The following is a 19,026-nucleotide window of genomic DNA, read 5'->3' on the forward strand; positions in this document are numbered from 1 at the left end:
GTTGAACTGTTTCAAGACTACCTGAGACCATGCACCAATCCCCTTGCAGACTATTACCTTTAGTCGCGCCTTGGCGTATTCAGTGTTTGGATGAAGCCATGACAAACCTGACTGACCTTTTCAGCGGTGGCAGTTTCATTGCCCCTGTAGCTCTCAACGCCCCCATTCGCACCGAGCCCGGCGAAAACGAAGAAATCATTTATTTTGCAGCGGGGTGTTTCTGGGGAGTCGACAAAGCCTTCTGGAATACTCCGGGGGTCGTTGCAACCGCAACGGGCTACATGGGTGGCACGCTGGAAAACCCCTCCTACGAAGACGTCTGTAGCGGGCTGACCGGTCATGCTGAAACCGTGCGTGTTGTCTATTCAACCGAAAAGACCAGTGTGGCTCAGCTCATTTCCCTCTTCTTTGAGATTCACGATCCAACCCAAGTAAACCGCCAGGGTAACGACCGCGGGCCCCAGTATCGCGGTGCAATCTGGACTTCGACGGATGAACAGTTGGCAGTGGCTCTCGCTGCCCGTGATGCGTATCAAGAAAAGATCAGCGTAGCTGGCTTCGGCCAAATCGCAACTGAGATCGCCCCCGCATCCGAAGCCGGTCAATTCTGGTACGCAGAGGACTATCACCAAAAGTACCTGTTTAAGAATCCCAACGGATACGAATGCCACGCACGAACAGGGATCCCCTGCCCGATCGTCTAGTCACCTCGCACTTCAACACCCAACGTTTTCCATTCGGCTTGTGCGCATATATACGAGGCCGCGCCCGCAACAACGCATTGTGCTTGCTACGGGCGCGGTTCGTTGTCTCTGAACTCAGGCAACGCCCATGATGTCGGTGACGAACACCAGCGTGTCACCGCCACCGATACCTGCCTGCGGAACACCACGTGCGCCATAGCCATATTCCGGCGGAATGGAGAGCAGAACGCGCGAACCAACGCGGTGGCCCAGCAGGCCCTCGTCCCATCCGCGGATGACCATGCCAACGCCGATCTGGAAACTCAGGGCCGCCCCACGATCGTAGGAGTTGTCGAAGATATCGCCACCGAACACCTGGCCAAGGTAGTGGCAGTGGATGGTGTCTCCGGCTTCAACGACATCGCCGTCGCCTTCTGTCAGGACCTCGACAAGAAGTTCGTCGGAGGGAGCATTTTCGAAGGCGAGCTGGGGCTTACGGGCAAAGTCGCCGATAACAGTGATGTTTTCCATGAGGATTCCTTCAAGATTCGTGATGCACGGTAATGATTCGATTCCTTGCGTTGGAATCGGAGAGGAAGAGTCAGTTGTCCCTGAATGCTGCGATGAGTCGCAGAATCTCTAGGTACATCCACACGACGGTGACCAGAATACCGAAAGCACACATCCACGCATACTTTGCAGGAACGCCCTGCTCTACACCGATTCGCGCTTGGTCAAAATCGCCGATCAGACAGGCTGCTCCAACGAAGACAGCCAGCAGACCAACGACAATGCCCAGCGGAATACCCATCACAGTAATCGAGTCGAAGCCACCGGAGGAAAGGACACCCGTCAGGGTCAAAACCCATGACAAGAGTCGGTAAACGAGGATGCCGATCAGTGCAATCAGCGTGAACTTCATCAGCTTCGACGAATTACGGACCTTACCGGAAGCAAAGAGCGCAAGGGTCACACCGAAGACGCCGGCCGTCGCAACGAGTGCTTGAACGACGATTCCGGGGTACATCAATTCGAAGACGGCAGAAACTGCGCCAAGAGCCAAACCCTCGAAGGCTGCATAAGCGAGGATCAGAGCGGGACGAATCGTCCGAGAGAACGAATTCACCATCGCCAGAATGAAGCCAACAAGCACGCCAACACCGGACAGCACGATCGCCATCGACGGGTTCACGGCAGACAGCATCCACGTTGCCGTAGCGGCAACCAACAGGACACCCAGGGAAATTCCGGTCTTCATAATGACGTCGTCGTAGGTCATCACTCCACGGTCAACAGCATCCGCGGCCGGCGCTTGGTACATCGACTCCATCTGAGACTGCGTGTACTGCCCGTAGTCCATCGACGAGGCCGACCCAGCTTGGGTGGAATACGAGTTCGCCGTCGAATATGGGTAACGCTGATCCGCAGCGTTACCGGCGCTCGGCTGCGATGATGGAGTGTATCCGGGCATTGTGGGGTATCCCGCCGGCGTGTACTGCGATTCCTTCGCCCACTGAGTTTCAAGCTTGTCAAAAACTGGGTTAGACAACTTCTGGCCTCCTAGGTCTTACGTGTCTATCTCTATTGTCCCATGACTATCACGGACTTTCCCTAGAAGAAACCGCACAAAACCGCCACAAAACCTGTGTCTTTCCTGAAAACACTCGTCCCTCGCCAGACGGAGAAGGCCTAAGAAAGCGGTGAACAAGCGCGCATAGCCGGCAGATCCTTATGCTCAGGCAGTGCGTTCTTTAGGTTAGAATGAGGCGCGCACATGCGCGGCCCCCATGGCCCAATTGGCAGAGGCAACCGACTTAAAATCGGTGTGTTGTCGGTTCGAGTCCGACTGGGGGTACTTTTCACTCCCCACCTATCTCAGGCAATTCCTCTGGGCCTAGGCAAGCGATATGGCAATGCCATCAAGAATGTCATGCTCGGATGTCACAACATGGTCAATGACACTCCCCTGCTCAGTTGCACGAGCAACAACACGCTTGACGATACGGCTCCAAATCAGCGCACCCGCCGCAATCACATCTTCACGTCCCTCAGGCATAAACCCGAGAGCGGCCTTCACCTTCGTCGGTTGATCCACCATGAAACGCACCGCTTGATCAATCTGATCAAGACTCAACGACGCACCGTGAATGAGTTCCGGCTGGTATGTCGCAAGCCCCAAAGCCTGAGCGGTCAACGTCGTGACAGTGCCAGCAACACCCACCAATGTCTTCACACGCTCAAGGTCAACAACCTTTTGCGCCCCATCGAGCTGTTCATCAATCCACTCGATTGCACGCTCTTGATGAGCAAGGGGAATTCCCGCTTCCGGATCACAGTCAGCAAAGAATTTTTCTGTCACGCGCACTGCACCCATATCGACAGAAATTGCCTGACGAACCTCAGTATCGCCCAAGACCAGTTCGGTCGAGCCACCACCAATATCGACGACAAGCATCGGGCTTTCGGCGCCTGCCCCTAGGTCAGAGACTGCGCCCGAGAAAGACAGGGCGGCCTCGAGCGTTCCTTCAACAACCTCCGGCTCGATGCCGAGAATCGAACGAACAGCATCGATAAATTCATCACGATTGGACGCATCCCGCGACGCAGACGTCGCCACAAACCGCACCTTCGAAGCACCCAGGCGGGAAATCATGCGCTCATACTCAACAACGGCATCAATTGTGCGATCAATCGCAGCCGGATCGAAACGACCCGTCTTATCTACTCCCTGCCCCAAGCGAACAATACGCATCTGACGAGTCAAATCAGTCAGGCGCACACCGTTTTCATCACGCTCCACATCGGCAACAAGCAGCCTGATGGAGTTCGTTCCACAATCAATACCAGCGACACGATTCATTAAATACACATTCCTTTTCGGGGCACACTCCCGAGCTACGCCGTCACCTAATCAACGACACCATCATTGCCACACAACAACCGCCGGTCGGAAACCACCAATTAGCAGGAGCAGCGATGAGCGCTCCACATCCCTCGCTCTTCCATCATCGCTAACGCGCGATCACCAATCGGATTCACACCGGGGCCCGCTGCCAGGGCATGACCAACCAGAGCATGAAGGCACTTGACACGCGTCGGCATGCCGCCAGCGGAAACACCCGAGATTTCAGGAACATCCCCCAATTCGAGACGACGTTCAATATAGTCATGATGAGCTGCCTGATACTGAACGGCAACCTCTTCATCATTGGCCAGCAGGTCATTGAAATCTTCCATGACATGCTCGGCCTCGAGCGTTGAACACGCCTTCACGATCGGAGGGCTGGTCAGATAGAACGTCGTCGGGAACGGACTACCGTCTTCAAGACGCGGAGCCGTCTTCACGACAGTCGGACGGCCACACACGCAACGTGCACCAATACCGACAACACCACGAGGCACACGATCCAACTGCTCACGCAAAACATCCAGATCTGCTTCGGTAGCGATCGACGGGTCTTTCCCCACTTCGGTCACGATAACGTGCTCCTTACGATTTGGCCACGACACGCGGCTATTGAGATTGAGCGCTTTGCTCGCCACTGGGCGCTGGCTGATCGCCAGACTGCGATGGTACAGCCTTCGACTGACCCACTTCAGCTTCGTCAGCTTCTTGAATCAGTTTACCGACAACTTGAATCCACGGCCTTGCTGGACCTTCAGGCGACGCAGCGTTGATCTGCGCTTTGTCCACATACTCCTCGCCAGGATCAACCACCGAATACTGCACCTCACCCGGCTTCACGTACCCGAGTCGTTCACGAGCCTGCGAGGTAATGAACTCCGGGTCGCTCCACAAGTCGAGCTGCTCACGCATCTGAGCATTCTGTTGCTTCGTCTGTTCTACCTTCGCGGTGATGTCGCGAAGCTCCTGCTCCTGTTTCCACCACGCATACAAATTGGGGACGAGCAATGCCCCAAGCACACCAACAAGAACAACAACGGAGAGCAAACGCGTCGAAAGCTCCAGACCGCCAACAAGGAACGTCTTTCCTTCAGCAAGACGGCGTTCTTGGCGAGCTTTCTTCTCTTGACGACGCTCGCGAACTTTAGCTCGACGGCGTTCTTCACGACTCTGCGGAACACGTGCAGGACGGAACTGATGAGCTGAAGCAGCGACATTCGCCTTATGAGCGCTACGAATCTCCCGTGCTCGCTCTAGGCGTTCTGCGGGAGAGCGTGGCGCCTGCACATCTGCCTGCACTTTTGCGCTATCAGACTTCTTGGAGCGCTTGAACAAGGATGATTTTTCTGAAACCTTCTGATCCTTTTTGGGCGCGGTTCCACGCGATAGACCAGGATTGCGGTCTGGTCGTCGGGGCGCTTGAGGGCGCTCACTGCGTGGATTACGAGGCATGCTTCTAATGGTGCCCCACTTCGGGCTTCGGCGCGCGTCACCCTAACGGCGAGCCGAAGCGTGCACCTGTGATGTGCTCCAACTTTTAAGCTTCATTGACGTGATACAGCAGTGGGCCCCGAACCGTCGGTTCGGGGCCCACACGTCGCCTCAGTGCGTGGAGCACATCGTCAACGAAGCGTTTTTCCTAGCTACGCTCAGTTCAGCGAGCGAGGCGCGGGAAGGAGGACCGGCCAGCGTAAACAGCTGCATCGCCGAGTTCTTCTTCGATGCGCAGGAGCTGGTTGTACTTGGCAACGCGCTCGGAACGAGCCGGTGCGCCAGTCTTGATCTGACCGGAGTTGGTGGCAACTGCGAGGTCAGCAATGGTGACGTCTTCGGTCTCGCCGGAACGGTGCGAGGTCATCGAACGGTAGCCGTTACGGTGTGCTTCCTCAACTGCATCGAGGGTTTCGGTGAGCGAACCGATCTGGTTGACCTTGACCAGCAGAGCGTTGGCGGCACCGAGCTCGATGCCCTTGCGCAGACGCTCCGGGTTGGTAACGAAGAAGTCATCGCCAACGAGCTGGACGCGATCGCCGATCTTGTCGGTGAGGGACTTCCATGCATCCCATTCGTCTTCCGACAGCGGGTCTTCGATGGAAACCAGCGGATACTTCGAGATGAGGTTCTCGTAGTACTCAACCATGTACTCGGTCGTGCGGCCTTCGCCTTCGAACTGGTACAGGCCGTCTTTGAAGAACTCAGAGGAAGCAACGTCGAGGGCGAGAGCAACGTCTTCGCCTGGCTTGAAGCCGGCCTTTTCGATTGCTTCGATAATCAGGTCGAGTGCTGCAGCGTTGGACTCGAGGTTCGGTGCGAAACCGCCTTCGTCGCCGAGGCCAGTGGACAGACCGCGTTCCTTGATGACGCCCTTGAGGGTGTGGTAGACCTCTGCGCCCCAACGGAGGGCTTCGCGGAAGGTCGGTGCACCGATCGGAGCGATCATGAATTCCTGGATGTCAACGTTGGTGTCGGCGTGCGAACCACCGTTGAGGATGTTCATCATCGGGACGGGCAGAACGTGAGCGTTCGGGCCACCGAGGTACTGGTAGAGCGACAGACCAGCGGATTCAGCTGCTGCGTGCGCAACAGCGAGGGAAACACCGAGGATGGCGTTTGCACCAAGCTTGCCCTTGTTCGGGGTGCCGTCGAGATCCAGCATGATCTGGTCGATGGCGCGCTGATCTGCAGCGTCCTCGTCGATCAGTTCGGGGGCGATGATGTCGTTCACTGCGTCAACGGCGTCCTGAACACCCTTGCCCAGGTAACGGCCCTTGTCGCCGTCGCGACGCTCAACTGCTTCAAATGCGCCGGTGGAAGCGCCTGAAGGCACGGATGCACGTGCAAGCGTTCCGTCTTCGAGCAGGACCTCAACCTCAACGGTCGGGTTACCGCGCGAGTCCAGAATCTCGCGAGCTCCAATAGCCTCAATCCTTGCCACGTCATTCTCCAATCGATCAATTTCGTGGACTGTTGTCAGTCATAACGGTAGTACGTTTGCGGCCATTCAGCCTAGTTGCAGACGCAAATCTGAACAAGCATTCACGCCGTGTGGGGTGCGATGATCCGTTCAGCCGCCTTTGGTCCCGATCTTTGACGGAACCAAGGAGGAATGGATCACACGATCACTCGCCAGACTCAGCTCCGCCACTGGTCTGGTCAGCCGTGAAAACGGAGGCATCCACAACGTCACCGAAGATCGGTGCCTTGAGGCTGCCATCTTCTGTAATCGTGCCGTAGCGGGGGTTGATGTCAACCTGCTGCGTAGCAGCGATTTCCTGGTAGTCCTCAGCGAGGGTGGCAAGCGCATCCTGGCCCATCTGATCCAGCTGAGCTTTGATCACCGAGTAGCGAAGAATCTCGGTCAGAACGGGGCTGAGGTCACCGGATGGAGCATGAATACGTCCCTGGTCGACGAGCGACGCAACGAACTCATTCACCTGCTCATCGGTTGCAGAAATCTGGTTCTCATTAGCCAGCTGCGTGAACTTCAAAGCATCGGGAAGCATGGCCACAAGGGTTGCGCGATCCATCGGCTGGCCGGTCAACTCAGCGTACTGGGAAAGGGCGTCTGAGACATCAGCTTCAGAGTAGTTGACGCCGTTCACTGAAACTGCGGTGCCCGGGTGTGCCGAGCATGCTCCGAGTCCCAGGATGGAAATGCTTGCTACAGCAACCATTGCTGCTTTCTTTACGCTGAACACGTAGGTCCTCCCTGCCGTATAGCCCATGTTGGCCACGGTCATTTTATGACACGTTCCTTTAAAAGTGCTGAAAGCGCCGTAATGATGAAATCAGGCGTTGAAAGGGACAAGAATCTTCGTTACCAAAGTTTCAACCCAATCCAGCAACGCTTCATCCGTGAGCGGTTCTCCGCCGATTCGACTAGTCATGGGAAGGGGAACCATGACCTGTCGAACAGCAGCTTTAATGACCGCACCCGGGTGTAAACGCTTCAAGCGAAGAAGCTGAGACTCGCGCAGGTCTACCGGACCAACACGCAGATACTTGCCCTGGGTCACGATCTCTTCAATACCGGTTGCGCGCACGATAGTGCGAAGGCGAGCAACATCGAACAGCAATTCCACATTTCGGGGTAACGGCCCGTATCGGTCAATCAGTTCCTCGCGCACATCGGCTGCTCGTTCGGGCGACGTGATCGACGCAATCTTGCCGTATACCTCCAAGCGCAGACGCTCACCGGGCACATAGTCCTCAGGAATGTGAGCATCAACGCTCAGATCCATCCGCAGGTCGCTCTTCTCTTCAGGAGCCTCGCCCCGATAGGCTGCGACCGCATCGGCGACCATCCTCACATACAGGTCGAAGCCAACCCCTTCAACATGACCGGATTGAGCCCCGCCCAGCAGGTTGCCGGCACCTCGGATCTCTAGATCCTTTTGTGCGACAGCAAGCCCTGCACCCAGGTCGGTGTTCGCAGCGATAGTTTTCAGGCGCTCATGCGCGGTTTCCGTCAGAGTCTTGTCCGCCGGATAGAAGAAATAGGCGTACGCACGCTCGCGGCCTCGTCCCACTCGACCACGCAACTGGTGCAATTGGGACAAACCGAACACATCGGCGCGATCCACGATCAGCGTATTCGCGTTGGAAATATCCAAACCGGTTTCCACAATGGTGGTGCACACCAGAACGTCGAACTCGTGGTTCCAGAAGTCGACGATCACGTCCTCTAGCTGGTGTTCGCTCAGTTTTCCGTGAGCGATCCTCACGCGCGCCTCGGGAACGAGTTCCTGAATGTGGGCTGCGACCTTCGAAATTGAATCCACGCGATTGTGGACAAAAAACACCTGTCCGTCGCGTAACAACTCACGGCGAATTGCCGCGCTGACCTGCGCATCCGTGTACGCTCCAACAAAAGTCAAAACCGGCTGACGTTCTTCTGGCGGAGTCTGCAGAATCGACATCTCGCGAATACCTGACACTGCCATTTCCAGCGTTCTTGGGATCGGCGTGGCTGACATCGACAGCACATCCACATCGGTGCGCAGCGCCTTCAGCGTCTCTTTATGCTCAACGCCGAAACGCTGTTCCTCGTCAATCACGACAAGGCCGAGGTTCCTGAACACCACCGTTCCTGTCAGCAAGGAATGAGTGCCAATCACAAGGTCAACGCGCCCCGAGGCAAGCCCCTCTTTCACCTCTTGTGTTTCCTTCGGCGTTGAAAAACGCGAGAGGGATGCAATGGTCACGGGGAAGCCCGCGTAGCGTTCGGTGAAAGTTTCGACATGCTGTTGTACAAGCAGGGTCGTCGGGACAAGCACAGCAACCTGCTTGCCATCTTGAATTGCTTTAAACGCAGCGCGAACAGCGATTTCGGTCTTGCCGTATCCGACATCGCCCGTCAGCAGGCGATCCATGGGGATCGGCTTCTCCATATCAGCTTTCACTTCATCAATCGTCACCAGCTGATCGGGGGTTTCCACATATGGGAATGCATCCTCAAGTTCGCGTTGCCACGGAGTATCGGGGCCGAACGCGTGTCCTTTGGTTGCTTGACGGGCAGCGTAGAGGCGAATAAGCTCCTTGGCGATCTCGTTGACCGCTTTCTTCGCCTTCGCTTTCCGCTTCGCCCAGTCAGCTCCACCCATCTTCGTCAGCGTCGGCTGATCCGAACCCGTGTACTTGGAAATCTGTCCAAGGGCATCGGTCGGAATAAACAACTGATCCCCACGCTGGCCTCTCTTTGAAGGCGCGTATTCCAAAACCAGATAGTCACGGGTGACAGATGCGGAGCCACGTCCCACGGTGCGCGAGACCATCTCAATGAATCGGCCGATACCGTGTTGCTCGTGGACGATGTAGTCACCCGGGTGCAGTGACAGCGGGTCGACACCCTTCTTGCGACGCGAGGGCATCCGTCGCATGTCCCGGGTTGTCGAACCCGTACGACCCGTCAGATCCGACTCCGTGAGGATAACGAACCGCTCATCCGGCAGGACAAAACCCTGTCCAGCTTGCGCGGTCGTAACGGCAACCGAACCGGCTTCGACAGGAGTCTCAATATCGTCGCGCAGAGTTGCCCGAACCCCTGATTCAGCCATAATTGTGCGGATTCGGCGTGCAGGACCTGGGCCTTCGGTTGTGATGACAATCCGCCAGCCCTGCGACGCAAGCTGCTTCAAATCTGCGCTTGCCGACACAAAATCGCCCCTGTACGAGCGTACGTCACGCGCTCCCATGCTCATCAGAGTTGGGGACGCAACCACTGCCTTCGTCTCTTCCGCGAGCGCGTCGGAAGTGTCCTCGCCGAGCGCGTCGGCAAGTTCGGGTGGGGGGAGCGTGGTCAATTCCCACCAGGCACGATCGTCCGACTTCCAGATGTCCTCGTACTGAAGGAACGAGGCCTCGCCTGCTTGAATGGGCACGTGTCCCCCACCGGCGGCGGTGGACCAGGCGGCTGCTAAGAATTCTTCGGTCGTTGCAATCAGGTCTTGGGCGCGGGCAGCGATCCTCTCCGGGTCGCAGGCGATAATCGGGCTATCTGCGGGCAGAAGGTCAAGCAGACGATCCATGCCGGAGGTCAGAACCGGTGCCAGGGATTCAATGCCGGGCGCCGCGATACCTTCGGAAGCGAGTGCCAGCATTTCTGCCGCTCCTGGAAGCTTGGTGGCCAGTTCGCGCGCTCGAGCTCGCACGGCCCTATTGAGCAGGAGCTCACGGCATGCGGTTGCCCAGAGGCCGTCCGGTGCTTCCCCTAAGGTTCGCTGGTCTTGAAGAGAGAAGGCACGAATCTCGTCGACTTCGTCCCCCCACAACTCGATGCGTAGTGGATGCGCTTCCTGAGGCGGGAAAACGTCAAGGATTCCACCGCGAACGCTGACTTGTCCGCGAGATTCGACCATGTCGGTGCGCTGGTATCCCAGTTCGGTCAGTCGGTCGACAAGATCCGTCAGGTCAACACGATCCCCGACTTTGACGCGCACGACTTCAATGTCAGCCACACCTCGAATAATTGGCTGGAGGAACGCGCGGATCGGGACAACAAGAACCGAAAGTGGACCCGCATGCGGATCGCCTGCAACGGGATGGACCAGCCTGCGGAGCACAGCAATACGACGGGCCATCGTGTCGACCTGAGGTGAAAGACGCTCATGCGGGAGCGTTTCCCAGGAAGGGAACATTTCAACACTGTCCGTCCACGACCTCAGGGCAGCAGTCAAACGTTCAGCTTCACGCCCCGTCGCAGTCAGGGCAATCAGTGGCTGTGCCTGTCCGTATTCGCTCAGAGCAGCAAGAACGGGAGGATGCGCGCCAGCGGGAGCAACAAAACAACCGTTCCGTGCCGACGAGATCGAACCGCATGCCTGATCAAGTGCAGAATCTGAGGCAATGATGCCTTTTAAACCGGTAAGGTTCACTCTTTACTTCCCTGAGTTCGCTGAGTGCAGAGCCATCTGAGTCGGAGCAAAACCGTTTGTCACGATGGATTCGACAACATCGGCAGCATTTTCAAAGGTCACGTCCCATTCGGGGCGGTCTTTGGCGCTCAGACGAGCAAGAACAAAGTCGGCGGGGGCCTGCCTTCCTGGCGGGCGACCGATACCAATACGCAGGCGATGATAGTCCTTCGTTCCAAGGACCTGAGAAATGGACTTCAACCCGTTGTGGCCACCTTCGCCACCGCCCTTTTTCAAGCGAAGCTCATGCGCAGGAAGATCCAGATCGTCGTGAATGACTAGAAGATGACCGGCATCGATTCCAAGGAACTTCATCAGTCGGCCAACCGGGCCACCCGAGGTGTTCATATAGGAATCCGACTTTGCAAGCACAACCTTCGGGCCGGGCACACCACCAGGAAGAATTCCAAGACGCACATCCGCTACGTGGGTGCCACTTCGATGAGATGACCACGATGCACCTGTACGTTGGAGCAACACATCTTCGGTCAACTGACCGACATTGTGATGGGTCGCAGCATACTGCTCCCCCGGATTACCAAGGCCAACAACAAGCCACGTGGATGAAGACGTCATACGTCGATTCTGCCATTAGCGTCCACACAATGACGTATAAGGCGTTGCACACCACGCGGACCGAAGTGGGTTAGCGGGCATATGCGTTGCTCACGTAGGCTTGTCAACAGCTACTCCGCTTGTTCACCATCTACCCTAGGCATTGCAATGTTTCTTCCTCAGCGTTCCCCCGGCCAAGACTGGCTCGGTGTCGTTGTTGCAATCCCGGAGCCGTGGGTCACACAGCTGACAGAACTTCGCTTGAACCTCGGAGATCTTCAAGGGTCGATGGTGCCGGCGCACATTACGATCCTTCCGCCGACGCCGTTCCCCTCGGGCGAGCGTCCCGAAGTCATTCGTCACCTGCGTGAAGTGGCAAAACACCACCGCCCCTTCCGCCTGACCCTCAAAGGCAGTGGCTCATTCCGTCCGATTTCACCGGTTGCCTTCCTCAATCTGGATCACGGTGCGCGTGAATGTGAAAGCCTCGCCGACGAAGTCCGCACTGGGCCACTGAACATCGAGCAACGTTTCCCCTACCACCCGCACGTCACCTTGGCGCAGGGTCTTGAGGATCCTGTGCTTGACTTGGCCGAAGATATCGGCGATACCTTCGAAGCCTCGTGGATTGTCCCCGGATTCCGCCTCGACAAAGTCGATGAACGAGGTATGTACTCCACCATGGCCCTATTCGACTTCGAAGCAGCCACACTCTAATCTCTTCACCCCGTCGCTAAGGGGTCCGTCACGTTCGTTGTGTCCACTCATCCGCCACCGTTACGGTGAATACATGACGAAAGAACAGGCGGCCTCGTCCCCTCAAACACAAGAAGATGCCATCCCCACTTCCGCACCCCCGCGTCTCGGCGACGCGCTCCACGCCCCGACCCTGGGTGATAAGGTCGCCCAACTTGGCGCCTGGTGGGCACATACGCGCCTGGCGCGCATGCTCGCACGCTACAACGGGGTCTCCGGCAACCTGATTTCTTCAGGCATGGCCCTGACCGCAATCCTGTCATTGACCGCCGCTTTGACCGTTCTTGTCACTGTTTTCCTGTCGATCATCGGCGACAATCAGGAGCTCCGCACCGCATTCTTCGATGCGATTGCGCAGGCCATCCCATCCCTGATCCAAACAGATGACAACCCGAACGGCATGCTCAGCCCCGATGATTTCGTGATGACCGGAGCCGTGTCGATCACCGGCATCATCGCTCTTGTGATCATGACGTGGAGTGCCATCGGCGTGATTGGACAGCTCGCGAATTCGATTCGCAAAATGTTCGCGATCCCCACGGTCCCCGACAATCCGGTGATACAGATTCTGCGTAACGCGCTGGGGGCACTCGGCCTTGCGCTCTCCATCATTCTGGGCGCCGGCCTTGGCATTGTCGTCGATCTTGGTGGCCAGTGGATCCTAGGCACGATTGGTTTGTCTTCCGGACCCGTTGCCACCGGCCTGCTGAAAATTGCTTCCTACGCGGTCGCTTTCGTCGTCTATGCGCTGGTCACATGGCTTCTCATCTGGGTTGTCGCACGCGTTCATCCTCCACACAAAGACCTAATCTGGGGGCTGGCAATCATCTCAGTCGCATCGATCGTGCTACGAATTCTTGGCACGTCTGCAGTCAGCGCTTCGTCGAGCCCACTCCTTGCGGCGGGCGCTTCCATCATCACGCTGATCCTCTGGATCAACCTACAAATGAGAGCTTTCCTGATGGCATGCGCGTGGACGGCAAACCCGCCGGCACCCGGCAAGCCCGCGGATGCTGACGAAGTCCATTTCACAGAACGCCCGAACTACATCACCTGCTCGGATCCGCGAACACTGCTCTGGCCACACCACCCGATTTCCGGGGAAGTTCGCCCCGACCCGTTGTATTCGGCAAGCCGTGACTTGGAGTGGCAGACGATCAAGTAACTGCCCTCCGCCGTTAGTTCACGAGGCCGGGCAGGCTGAATACGACTGTGGGGGAACATCAGATGATGTTCCCCCACTTCGCTTGTTTCATGCTCGAGTTGAAAAGAAATCCAGAAGATTCCCTTCCAGGCCCCACGACAGCCTTAGCGGTCAAACCTGGTAGGTCACGGTGAGTGGTGCATGATCAGAGAATCGCTGGTCGTAAGCCTGAGCGCGCCCGATCGCGAATGCAGTCGCGATCGATGCCAGAGTCGGAGTTGCATAGTGATAGTCGATGCGCCAGCCCGTGTCGTTATCGAAGGCTTTGCCTCGCCACGACCACCACGTGTACGGCCCCTGCACGTCACCGGCTAGGTCACGAACAACGTCATGCCAGCCGGCATCGACCCAATCGTTTAAGAATACGATTTCCTCGTCCAAGACACCCGCACGTTTATTGTGGTTCGGCGTCCAGTTCTTTATGTCCTGACGTGAGCGAACAACGTTGTAGTCACCGCAGACGACAGCCTTTTCACCCGACGCAAGAATCTCAGCCATACGCTCGCCAATGCGAGGCAGATGAGCCATCTTCGCTTCTTGTTTCGGCGTATCCTTTTCACCCGAATGGAAGTATGCGGACACAACACGAACACTCTGAGAGTCCGCGGTGACAACAGCTTCAATCCAACGCCCAGAGTCAACGTCAGTGTCCGCGTCCCCCAACCCTGCGCGAACATCATCTAGGGTTGCACGGCCTCGTCGCACTGCAATCGCAACACCCGCGCGACCTTTGATGCGACACGGCTCGGTGGCAAGCAACCACTCTTGCCCCAAGATGTCTTCGGTGATCTGAGTATCGGCGCGCACTTCCTGCATCAGCAGAACATCCGGGTCTTCCACCGCAATCCAATCAAGAAAACCACGTTTTACCGCTGCACGGATCCCGTTCAGGTTAATGCTTGTAATCTTCACGCTTATCCCTTGTGCGTTGAATTCGGCAGGGTGTCAGTCGCCCAGCGTGGCAACCATGACCGCCTTGATCGTGTGCATACGGTTTTCTGCCTGATCGAAGACGATCGAAGCGCCTCCTTCGAAAACCTCGTCGGTCACTTCGATACCATCCATACCGGTGGCTTCAAACAGCTGCTCACCAATCGCGGTCTTACGATCGTGATACGCCGGCAGGCAGTGCATGAACTTTGCCTGCGGGCCAGCCTTTTCCATCAGCGAAGCATTCACCTGGTAGTCACGTAGCATCTCGATGCGTTCATTCCAGACATCTTTCGGCTCGCCCATCGACACCCAAATGTCAGTGTGGACGAAGTCAACACCCGCAACACCTTCATCAACGTTGTCGGTCACCGTCACCTTCGCACCGGTTTCTTCGCCAATACGGCGTGCGTGAGCGATGCATTCTTCATCCGGCCAAAGTTCACGCGGCGCAACAATGCGGACATCAGCTCCGATCAACGCGCCATTGACCAGCAGGGAACGACCCATGTTGAAACGAGCATCACCAACGTAGGCGTAGGACACCTGATTCAGAGGCTTACCAGCGTGTTCACGCATGGTCAGTGAATCGCAGAGCATCTGAGTCGGATGCCAGTCATCGGTCAGACCATTCCACACCGGAACACCGGAGAGCTCCGAAAGAACCTCAACCTTTTCCTGCTCATCACCGCGGTATTCGATACCGTCAAACATGCGACCCAGAACGCGAGCGGTATCAGCAGTCGACTCCTTGTGTCCCATCTGCGAACCGGAAGGATCTAGATAGGTGGTGTGTGCCCCCTGATCGAAAGCTGCCACCTCGAAGGAGCAACGCGTGCGCGTCGACGTCTTCTCGAAGATCAGCGCAATATTGCGCCCCTTGAGGTGCTGAACCTCGGTACCATTCTTCTTCGCGGCTTTGAGTTCAGCTGCCAGATCAATCAAAGACAGCCATTCAGCAGGAGTGAAGTCGATTTCGCGGAGGAACGGACGACCATGAAGAGCGTGAGGCATGGATGCTCCTTGTGAGATTGTGTAGGTCTGAGAGTAGGAACGTTGAACGTTCGAGGCGTCAAACGTTAAACGCGTGCGGGTAAAGTATCGCGCACAATCGGGCAAGTCATGCAGTGCGCCCCGCCACGTCCGCGACCAAGTTCATTGCCGGGGATCGTAATGACCTCGAAACCCTGGTCCGAGAAGTAGTCGTTCGACACCGTATTTCGTTCGTATGACATGACGACACCGGGCTCTAGGGCAAGGAGATTCGAACCGTCATTCCACTGTTCGCGTTCGGCGGTCAAGGAATCCGTGGGGACCGTCAGCACGCGGATGGAATCGAATCCCAATCCGGCAGCGATGACGTCATACATCTCATCAGCTTCGTGAACGGTGATATCCAATTCGCCAGCAGCACCGGGGCGAATCACCTGAGTACGAACCTTCCCCAACCCGGCATAGGCAGTAAATGTTGCTTCATCGAGCATCGTGAAGATCGTGTCGAGGTGCATCTGAGCACGCTTCTTTTCGATCTGCAAAACAATCACGGTGGACGCTACTTCGCCGGCAAAAAGCCTGCGAGCAAGACGTTCAATTCCCTGCGCAGTCGTACGTTCTGAGGCGCCAATAATCAGTGTGTCGTTTCCGGCGTTAATGATGTCGCCACCTTCGATTGTGGCCTGGCCGTCAAGAGTCCCGTGCTTCCAGAAGGGGATGTTGAGATCAGCGAAACGCGGGTGTAACCGGTAGACGATCTCTTGGTTGATCGTTTCGCGACGACGAGCCTGTTTCCGCATAGACAAAACCGCAACTCCCCCGCCGATCCACGACGAGGTGTCACGAGTGAACAGGTGGTTCGGCAACGGGGCAAGAATGAAGTCATCCAAGTCCATTCCGGAGATCCAGGCGGACTTCGGTTCATCGATCTGTTCTAAAAGCTCACGCTTCGTCATGCCGGCAATCAAGATCTCGGCAAGGTGAGACGAATCCAGTCCGGCTGTAAAAGCGCGGAGTGAATCCAAAGCTGCAGGACCAACCGTTTTATCGGTGAAAACGAGTTCCAGGGCTTCATCACGACCGCCTGGAACTTCGAGGGCTTCAGTCAAAAGAGTCGAAAAATCAAGAACCTCGATGCCATGACGACGCATCTTTGAGGTCATCGCATCGTGTTCTTCTTGGGCGCGCTCCAACCAGATCACGTCATCGAAGAGGAGTTCTTCCATGTTCGTTGGCGTAATACGCGACATTTCGTTACCGGGACGGTGAACGAGGACTGTCTTCAGCGCGCCAACTTCAGATGTGACTGACGGATTCAATGAACTCAATATCTTCAACTCCAACATATGTGGCACTGGGGTGGAGCCTCAACGCCAAGGCTCCACCCCACCACCAAAAACAGTTACGCGAGGCGCTCTGCTGCCTCGACAACGTTCGTCACCAGGAGCGCGCGAGTCATGGGACCTACGCCCTTCGGGTTCGGGGATAGCCACGATGCGACCTCATCAACACCGTCTGCAACGTCGCCGTGCAGGCGAGCCTTACCGTCTTCACCTTCAACGCGGGATACACCAACATCAAGCACAACTGCGCCCGGCTTCACCATGTCTTTGGTGATCAGTCCAGCACTACCCGCCGCGGCCACGACAACGTCCGCCTGACGCACGTGAGCAGCAAGATCCTTCGTGCCGGTGTGGCAGACGGTGACGGTTGCATTGATTTCCTTGCGGATCAGTAGCAAACCAATCGAACGGCCAACAGTGACACCGCGACCAACAACGCACACATCCTTGCCACGAAGGTCAATGCCGTGTCGTTCCATCAGTTCGATGACGGCGCGAGGCGTGCACGGAAGCGGAGTATCGATCGGCCCAGAGCCACGAAGAACCAAGCGACCAAGGTTCATCGGGTGCAGGCCATCTGCGTCCTTCGCAGGATCAATGCGTTCTAGGATCGCGTTCTGGTCGATGCCCTTCGGCAGTGGCAACTGAACGATGTAGCCCGTGCATGCCGGGTCAGCATTCAACTGGTCAATCGCTGCTTCAATTTCAGCCTGCGAAGCCGTTTCCGGCAGGTCAACGCGGATGGATTCGATACCCACTTCAGCGCAGTCGCGATGCTTACCCGCAACGTAGGACACCGAACCGGGATCTTCACCGACGAGGATCGTGCCAAGGCCGGGCACAACACCACGAGCGCGGAGATTCTTCACACGCTGGGCAAGTTCCGCCTTGATTGTGGCAGCTGTACCCGCACCGTCGAGGACCTTAGCGGGCCCTTCCCAGGGAGCCCTCATTCGCCAAGTCCAACGTAGAGCGGACGAGCGTCGGTCAGAGCCTTCACGCGTGCGCGCAAGCCGTCAACGTCAACCGATGCGCCCGATGCCCCCTGAACCAGCGTGGTGCCGATGATGTCGGCGACCTCAGCGAAGTCCTTGGCGTCGAAGCCACGGGTTGCTAGAGCCGGCGTGCCGATACGCAGACCGGAGGTGCGCATCGGGGGACGCGGATCAAAGGGAACTGCGTTGCGGTTGACGGTAATGCCGACCTCGTGCAGAAGATCTTCTGCGTCGCGACCGTCCAGCTTCGATTCGACGAGGTCAACGAGGACCAAGTGAACGTCGGTACCACCGGTGACCAACTTGATGCCGGCTGCTTTCGCATCGTCTGCATTGAGACGATCAGCCAGTAGCTGAGCACCTTCGAGAGTGCGACGCTGACGATCCTTGAATTCTTCGGTCTGCGCGACCTTCATGGCGATTGCCTTTGCGGCAATCGCGTGCATGAGCGGACCGCCCTGCTGGCCGGGGAAGACTGCGGAGTTAATCTTCTTGCCCCACTGCTCGCCACGAGACGACAGAATCATGCCCGAACGCGGGCCACCGATCGTCTTGTGGACGGTAGTGGTGACAACGTCAGCGTGCGGGACTGGGCTGGGGTGCAGGTCTGCTGCGACAAGGCCGGCGAAGTGTGCCATATCGACCCAGAGTGCTGCGCCGACCTCGTCAGCGATCTCACGAAATGCCGCAAAGTCCAGATGACGCGGGTAGGCGGACCAGCCGGCGATGATGACCTTGGGGCGCTCACGCAGAGCAGCTTCGCGCACCTGCTCAGCCTCGATACGCATGGTCTGACGGTCGACCTCGTAGGCCACCGCGTTGTAGTTTTTGCCGGAGAAGTTGATCTTCATGCCGTGGGTCAGGTGACCGCCGTGAGCGAGGGACAGGCCAAGAATCGTGTCGCCCACGTTTGCCATCGCCATCAGGGCTGCAGCGTTTGCCTGCGCGCCGGCGTGTGGCTGAACGTTGACGAAGTCGGCACCCTTGAAGACCTGTTGTGCGCGCTCGATCGCAAGGTTTTCTGCGACGTCAACGGCTTCACAGCCACCGTAGTAGCGACGACCCGGGTAGCCTTCCGCGTACTTGTTCGTCAACACGGATCCCTGCGCTTCTAGGACTGCGCGCGGGACGAAGTTCTCTGACGCAATCATTTCGAGGGTCGCCCGCTGACGTGCCAGTTCAGCGTCGAGCACAGCCTGAATCTCGGGATCCAGCTGGGCAAGGGTCATGTCATTAAGGGAATCCATTGG

Annotated in this window: 17 protein-coding genes and 1 tRNA gene; 4 read left to right on the forward strand and 14 right to left on the reverse strand. The window is 57.1% G+C overall.

Annotated features, from left to right (window positions below; genetic code table 11):
* Positions 1-98 precede the first annotated feature (98 nt).
* Positions 99-704, forward strand: a complete 606-nt coding sequence (gene msrA, locus HMPREF9241_RS06030; RefSeq protein WP_006681399.1) for a peptide-methionine (S)-S-oxide reductase MsrA — start codon at positions 99-101, stop codon at positions 702-704.
* Positions 705-818: 114 nt separating this feature from the next.
* On the opposite strand, the gene HMPREF9241_RS06035 is transcribed toward msrA, so the two are convergent.
* On the reverse strand, positions 819-1,214 hold the full coding sequence (locus tag HMPREF9241_RS06035; protein WP_006681400.1) for an FKBP-type peptidyl-prolyl cis-trans isomerase: 396 nt from the start codon (positions 1,212-1,214) through the stop codon (positions 819-821).
* 70 nt (positions 1,215-1,284) lie between these two features.
* Positions 1,285-2,232 carry a Bax inhibitor-1/YccA family protein gene (locus HMPREF9241_RS06040; protein WP_006681401.1) on the reverse strand — a complete coding sequence of 316 codons (948 nt, stop codon included), beginning with the start codon at positions 2,230-2,232 and terminating at the stop codon, positions 1,285-1,287.
* A gap of 232 nt (positions 2,233-2,464) precedes the next feature.
* Between HMPREF9241_RS06040 and HMPREF9241_RS06045 the strand changes: the two genes are divergently transcribed.
* Positions 2,465-2,538, forward strand: a tRNA-Leu gene (locus HMPREF9241_RS06045).
* Positions 2,539-2,577: 39 nt separating this feature from the next.
* On the opposite strand, the gene HMPREF9241_RS06050 is transcribed toward HMPREF9241_RS06045, so the two are convergent.
* The 7 genes from HMPREF9241_RS06050 to pth form a co-directional block, all read right to left on the reverse strand.
* Positions 2,578-3,543 carry a Ppx/GppA phosphatase family protein gene (locus tag HMPREF9241_RS06050; RefSeq protein ID WP_006681402.1) on the reverse strand — a complete coding sequence of 322 codons (966 nt, stop codon included), beginning with the start codon at positions 3,541-3,543 and terminating at the stop codon, positions 2,578-2,580.
* Between the two features lie 101 nt (positions 3,544-3,644).
* The gene (locus HMPREF9241_RS06055) at positions 3,645-4,160 is read right to left on the reverse strand and encodes a DUF501 domain-containing protein (protein ID WP_006681403.1); all 516 of its coding nucleotides are present in this window, start codon (positions 4,158-4,160) and stop codon (positions 3,645-3,647) included.
* Between the two features lie 37 nt (positions 4,161-4,197).
* The gene (locus tag HMPREF9241_RS06060) at positions 4,198-4,923 is read right to left on the reverse strand and encodes an FtsB family cell division protein (RefSeq protein WP_040318573.1); all 726 of its coding nucleotides are present in this window, start codon (positions 4,921-4,923) and stop codon (positions 4,198-4,200) included.
* A gap of 319 nt (positions 4,924-5,242) precedes the next feature.
* Positions 5,243-6,523 carry a phosphopyruvate hydratase gene (gene eno, locus HMPREF9241_RS06065; RefSeq protein WP_006681405.1) on the reverse strand — a complete coding sequence of 427 codons (1,281 nt, stop codon included), beginning with the start codon at positions 6,521-6,523 and terminating at the stop codon, positions 5,243-5,245.
* A 184-nt stretch (positions 6,524-6,707) separates the two neighbouring features.
* Positions 6,708-7,328 carry a hypothetical protein gene (locus HMPREF9241_RS06070; protein WP_006681406.1) on the reverse strand — a complete coding sequence of 207 codons (621 nt, stop codon included), beginning with the start codon at positions 7,326-7,328 and terminating at the stop codon, positions 6,708-6,710.
* A 48-nt stretch (positions 7,329-7,376) separates the two neighbouring features.
* Positions 7,377-10,961: a transcription-repair coupling factor gene (gene mfd / locus HMPREF9241_RS06075; protein ID WP_006681407.1), complete on the reverse strand. Its 3,585-nt coding sequence runs from the start codon at positions 10,959-10,961 to the stop codon at positions 7,377-7,379.
* 3 nt (positions 10,962-10,964) lie between these two features.
* Positions 10,965-11,576, reverse strand: coding sequence for an aminoacyl-tRNA hydrolase (pth, locus tag HMPREF9241_RS06080; RefSeq protein WP_006681408.1), 612 nt, complete (start codon positions 11,574-11,576; stop codon positions 10,965-10,967).
* Between the two features lie 147 nt (positions 11,577-11,723).
* Here pth and HMPREF9241_RS06085 point away from each other — a divergent pair, with 147 nt between their 5' ends.
* Positions 11,724-12,272: a 2'-5' RNA ligase family protein gene (locus tag HMPREF9241_RS06085; RefSeq protein ID WP_006681409.1), complete on the forward strand. Its 549-nt coding sequence runs from the start codon at positions 11,724-11,726 to the stop codon at positions 12,270-12,272.
* A gap of 73 nt (positions 12,273-12,345) precedes the next feature.
* Positions 12,346-13,476 (forward strand): YihY/virulence factor BrkB family protein, encoded by a 1,131-nt coding sequence (locus HMPREF9241_RS06090; protein ID WP_050998798.1) that lies wholly within the window; start codon positions 12,346-12,348, stop codon positions 13,474-13,476.
* 150 nt (positions 13,477-13,626) lie between these two features.
* Here the strand turns inward: HMPREF9241_RS06090 and HMPREF9241_RS06095 are convergent, their stop codons facing one another.
* The 5 genes from HMPREF9241_RS06095 to glyA form a co-directional block, all read right to left on the reverse strand.
* Positions 13,627-14,433, reverse strand: a complete 807-nt coding sequence (locus tag HMPREF9241_RS06095) for an exodeoxyribonuclease III (RefSeq protein WP_040318574.1) — start codon at positions 14,431-14,433, stop codon at positions 13,627-13,629.
* A 27-nt stretch (positions 14,434-14,460) separates the two neighbouring features.
* Positions 14,461-15,459 carry an ornithine carbamoyltransferase gene (gene argF, locus HMPREF9241_RS06100; protein ID WP_006681412.1) on the reverse strand — a complete coding sequence of 333 codons (999 nt, stop codon included), beginning with the start codon at positions 15,457-15,459 and terminating at the stop codon, positions 14,461-14,463.
* 65 nt (positions 15,460-15,524) lie between these two features.
* Positions 15,525-16,757: an arginine deiminase gene (locus HMPREF9241_RS06105; RefSeq protein ID WP_040318652.1), complete on the reverse strand. Its 1,233-nt coding sequence runs from the start codon at positions 16,755-16,757 to the stop codon at positions 15,525-15,527.
* A gap of 83 nt (positions 16,758-16,840) precedes the next feature.
* Positions 16,841-17,734, reverse strand: a complete 894-nt coding sequence (locus tag HMPREF9241_RS06110; RefSeq protein ID WP_006681414.1) for a bifunctional methylenetetrahydrofolate dehydrogenase/methenyltetrahydrofolate cyclohydrolase — start codon at positions 17,732-17,734, stop codon at positions 16,841-16,843.
* A complete protein-coding gene (gene glyA, locus HMPREF9241_RS06115) occupies positions 17,731-19,023 on the reverse strand; it encodes a serine hydroxymethyltransferase (RefSeq protein ID WP_006681415.1) in 1,293 nt (430 codons plus the stop codon). Before glyA ends, HMPREF9241_RS06110 begins: the two co-directional genes overlap by 4 nt.
* Positions 19,024-19,026 lie beyond the last annotated feature (3 nt).

The organism is Schaalia turicensis ACS-279-V-Col4 (assembly GCF_000296505.1).
In the GTDB taxonomy this organism is placed as follows: domain Bacteria; phylum Actinomycetota; class Actinomycetes; order Actinomycetales; family Actinomycetaceae; genus Pauljensenia; species Pauljensenia turicensis_A.

Coding starts and splice junctions, on each gene's coding strand:
- msrA (WP_006681399.1), top strand. CDS start 99: ATGACAAACCTGACTGACCTTTTCAGCGGTGGCAGTTTCATTGCCCCT.
- HMPREF9241_RS06035 (WP_006681400.1), bottom strand. CDS start 1,214: ATGGAAAACATCACTGTTATCGGCGACTTTGCCCGTAAGCCCCAGCTC.
- HMPREF9241_RS06050 (WP_006681402.1), bottom strand. CDS start 3,543: ATGAATCGTGTCGCTGGTATTGATTGTGGAACGAACTCCATCAGGCTG.
- HMPREF9241_RS06070 (WP_006681406.1), bottom strand. CDS start 7,328: ATGACCGTGGCCAACATGGGCTATACGGCAGGGAGGACCTACGTGTTC.
- pth (WP_006681408.1), bottom strand. CDS start 11,576: ATGACGTCTTCATCCACGTGGCTTGTTGTTGGCCTTGGTAATCCGGGG.
- HMPREF9241_RS06085 (WP_006681409.1), top strand. CDS start 11,724: ATGTTTCTTCCTCAGCGTTCCCCCGGCCAAGACTGGCTCGGTGTCGTT.
- HMPREF9241_RS06090 (WP_050998798.1), top strand. CDS start 12,346: ATGACGAAAGAACAGGCGGCCTCGTCCCCTCAAACACAAGAAGATGCC.
- argF (WP_006681412.1), bottom strand. CDS start 15,459: ATGCCTCACGCTCTTCATGGTCGTCCGTTCCTCCGCGAAATCGACTTC.
- HMPREF9241_RS06110 (WP_006681414.1), bottom strand. CDS start 17,734: ATGAGGGCTCCCTGGGAAGGGCCCGCTAAGGTCCTCGACGGTGCGGGT.
- glyA (WP_006681415.1), bottom strand. CDS start 19,023: ATGGATTCCCTTAATGACATGACCCTTGCCCAGCTGGATCCCGAGATT.